The organism is Ochrobactrum chromiisoli (assembly GCF_026241335.1).
Lineage (GTDB): Bacteria > Pseudomonadota > Alphaproteobacteria > Rhizobiales > Rhizobiaceae > Brucella > Brucella chromiisoli.
In genome coordinates, this window is sequence record NZ_JAPHAV010000045.1 from 1 (window position 1) to 2,910 (window position 2,910).

Genomic DNA, 2,910 nt, shown 5'->3' on the forward strand with positions numbered 1-2,910 from the left:
CGTTCCGATGCCGCCAAGCAATGTCATCAGGATCACTTCGCCCGACATCTGCCAGCCCACATCGGTCAGCGTTGCAAACTGGAACACCAGTGCCTTCATGCCGCCCGCAAGACCCGCCAGCGCTGCCGACATCACGAAAGCTGCAAGCTTATAGTGATTGACAGAATAGCCCAGTGATACGGCGCGGTTCTCGTTCTCGCGCACGGATTTCAGGATCATCCCGAACGGCGAATTGATAATACGCCAGATCGCAAACACCCCGATCACGAACAGTGCCAGCACCAGATAATACATATTCATCTGCTGGTTGAGATCGATGATGCCAAACAGATAGCCGCGCGGTACGCCCTGCAATCCGTCTTCGCCATGCGTAAAGGCCGCTTGCAGACAGAAGAAGAAGAACATCTGCGCCAGCGCAAGCGTGATCATCGTCGAATAGATGCCCTGACGGCGGATCGCGAGATAGCCGATGATCAGGCCAAGGACAGCTGCTGTCAGCATACCAAGCAGAATGCCGATTTCAGGTGTTACACCCCAGACCTTAACCGCATGGGCTGTGACATAGGCAGCGCCGCCAAAGAAGGCCGCATGGCCGAACGACAAAATGCCGGTATAGCCAAGCAGCAGATTGAAGGCCGAGGCAAACAGCGCAAAGCACAGCATCTTCATCAGGAAGATCGGATAGACCATGAAGGGCGCTGCAATCAGGCCAATGAGCGCCACGCCTAAAATGATGGCTGACAAGCTGTTGAGGTTAGGCGCTTTGGCTTCATGTGGGATAGCCGTTGCTTTAAGAGCGGTATCAGCCATATCAGGCCTCCTTCCCGAACAGTCCGGCGGGTCGCACCAGAAGGACGATAGCCATGATAACGAAGATGACGATGCTGGACGCTTCAGGATAGAACACCTTGGTCAGACCTTCGGCCAGCCCCAGCACATAGCCGGTAATGATCGCGCCTAAGATCGACCCCATGCCGCCAACCACGACCACGGCAAAAACCACGATGATGATGTTGGAGCCCATCAGCGGGCTGACCTGATAGATGGGTGCTGCCAGAATTCCGGCAAAGCCAGCAAGGGCTGCGCCCAGAGCATAGGTGAAGGTGAGAAGCAGCGGCACATTGATGCCAAAGGCTTTAACCAGTGTGGGGTTTTCGGTTGCTGCACGCAAATAAGCGCCGAGCTTGGTTTTTTCGATTAAAAGCCAGGTGCCGATACAGATGACGAGTGATGCCACAACCACCCATGCGCGATAGTTGGGCAGGAACATGAAGCCGAGATTGTTGCCGCCTGCAAGGGATGGCGGCACGGCATAGGGCTGACCGGCGGCGCCATAATAATAGCGGAAAGTGCCTTCGATCACGAGTGCCAGACCAAAGGTAAACAGCAGCCCATAAAGCGGATCGAGATTATAAAGCCTTGAAAGCGCAACTCGCTCGATGATGGCGCCGCCCAGACCCACGATCAGCGGAGCCAGAATAAGCGCTGGCCAATAGCCGATGCCAAGGCCGCTCAACAGCAGATAGCCGACAAAGGCGCCAAGCATATATTGCGCGCCATGGGCAAAGTTGATGATGCGCAAAAGCCCGAAGATGATGGCGAGGCCAAGACTCAGAATTGCATAGAAAGACCCGTTGATAAGGCCCACGAGCAACTGCCCAAGAAGTGCCTGAACAGGGATGCCGAAGATCATTGTCATTGGTTCAGACCCCCAGAGCTTCGTTTAGGGCTGCCATACGTTCGGGCAGCTCAGCGGTGGGGAAGTTCTCCGTCACCACACCATGATCCATCAGATAAAAGCGGTCTGCGACCTTGGCGGCAAAGCGGAAGTTCTGTTCGACCAGAAGCACCGTCATGCCGCGCTTTTTGAGTTCCACCAGCACATCACCGATGCGCTGGATGATGACGGGCGCAAGCCCTTCAGTTGGCTCATCCAGCAGCAGAATTTTGACGCCGGTGCGCAGAATACGGGCAATCGCCAGCATCTGCTGCTCGCCGCCCGAAAGCTTGGTGCCGGGGCTGTTGCGGCGCTCATAGAGATTGGGGAACAGTTCGTAAATCTCATCGAGTGACATGGCGCCGCTGCCTTTGGCGACAACCGGTGGCAGCAGCAGATTTTCATGCACGTTGAGCGTTGCAAAGATCCCGCGCTCTTCCGGCACAAAGCCAAGACCCGTGCGGGCAATGCGATGCAGCGGCACACGCAGAATATCTTTGCCATCAAGCGTGATGGTGCCGGTGCGCTTGCGGATGATGCCCATGATGGCGCGCAGCGTTGTGGTTTTGCCAACACCATTGCGGCCTAACAGCGTGATGGTTTCACCGGGATAGATATCAAGATCGACGCCGTGCAGCGCATGGCTTTCACCATACCAGGCATTGAGCCCGCGCACACAAAGCAGGGGTTGGCCTCTATTCATGTTCGGTTCCCATATAAGCGGTGCGGACGCGCTCATCCTGTGCAACGGCGGCATAAGTGCCCGATGCGAGGATTTCGCCGCGTTGCAGCACCGTGACGTGGTGGGCGATGTCGGCCACCACTTTGAGATTGTGTTCGACCATCAGCACCGCGCGATCCTTCGCCACATCGGTGATGAGGGCGGCAATGATGTGCACGTCTTCGTGCCCCATGCCTGCCATTGGCTCATCAAGCAGCAGCACTTTCGGATCAAGTGCCAGCGTGGTGGCGATTTCAAGCGCGCGCTTGCGGCCATAAGACAAATCAGCGGCCAGCGCATGACGGGCATCGGCAAGACCCACGCGCTCAAGAAGCGCAATCGCTTTTGCATCAAGCTGATCAAGGGCGGACAGCGAGCGCCAGAACTGTGTTGCCAGACCACTCGGACGCTGAAGCGCGACCTTCACATTTTCCAGCACGCTCAGATGCGGAAAGGTTGCGGAAATCTGGAA

At 56.5% G+C, this 2,910-nt stretch carries 4 protein-coding genes; all 4 read right to left on the reverse strand.

Annotation, left to right across the window (positions count from 1 at the left end; translation table 11 throughout):
* The coding region (locus OPR82_RS22620) for a branched-chain amino acid ABC transporter permease (RefSeq protein WP_265987214.1) at nt 1-810 on the reverse strand (810 nt) is incomplete at its 3' end.
* A gap of 1 nt (nt 811) precedes the next feature.
* The gene (locus OPR82_RS22625; RefSeq protein ID WP_265987216.1) at nt 812-1,699 is read right to left on the reverse strand and encodes a branched-chain amino acid ABC transporter permease; all 888 of its coding nucleotides are present in this window, start codon (nt 1,697-1,699) and stop codon (nt 812-814) included.
* A gap of 4 nt (nt 1,700-1,703) precedes the next feature.
* Complete coding sequence (locus OPR82_RS22630; protein WP_265987217.1) at nt 1,704-2,420, reverse strand: ABC transporter ATP-binding protein; 717 nt, start codon at nt 2,418-2,420, stop codon at nt 1,704-1,706.
* On the reverse strand, nt 2,413-2,910 hold a 498-nt coding region (locus OPR82_RS22635), incomplete at its 5' end, for an ABC transporter ATP-binding protein (protein ID WP_265987218.1). The genes OPR82_RS22635 and OPR82_RS22630, both read right to left, overlap by 8 nt.

Bases quoted from the DNA above. Each gene is read 5' to 3' on its own strand.
- OPR82_RS22630 (WP_265987217.1), bottom strand. From the start codon at position 2,420: ATGAATAGAGGCCAACCCCTGCTTTGTGTGCGCGGGCTCAATGCCTGG.
- OPR82_RS22625 (WP_265987216.1), bottom strand. From the start codon at position 1,699: ATGACAATGATCTTCGGCATCCCTGTTCAGGCACTTCTTGGGCAGTTG.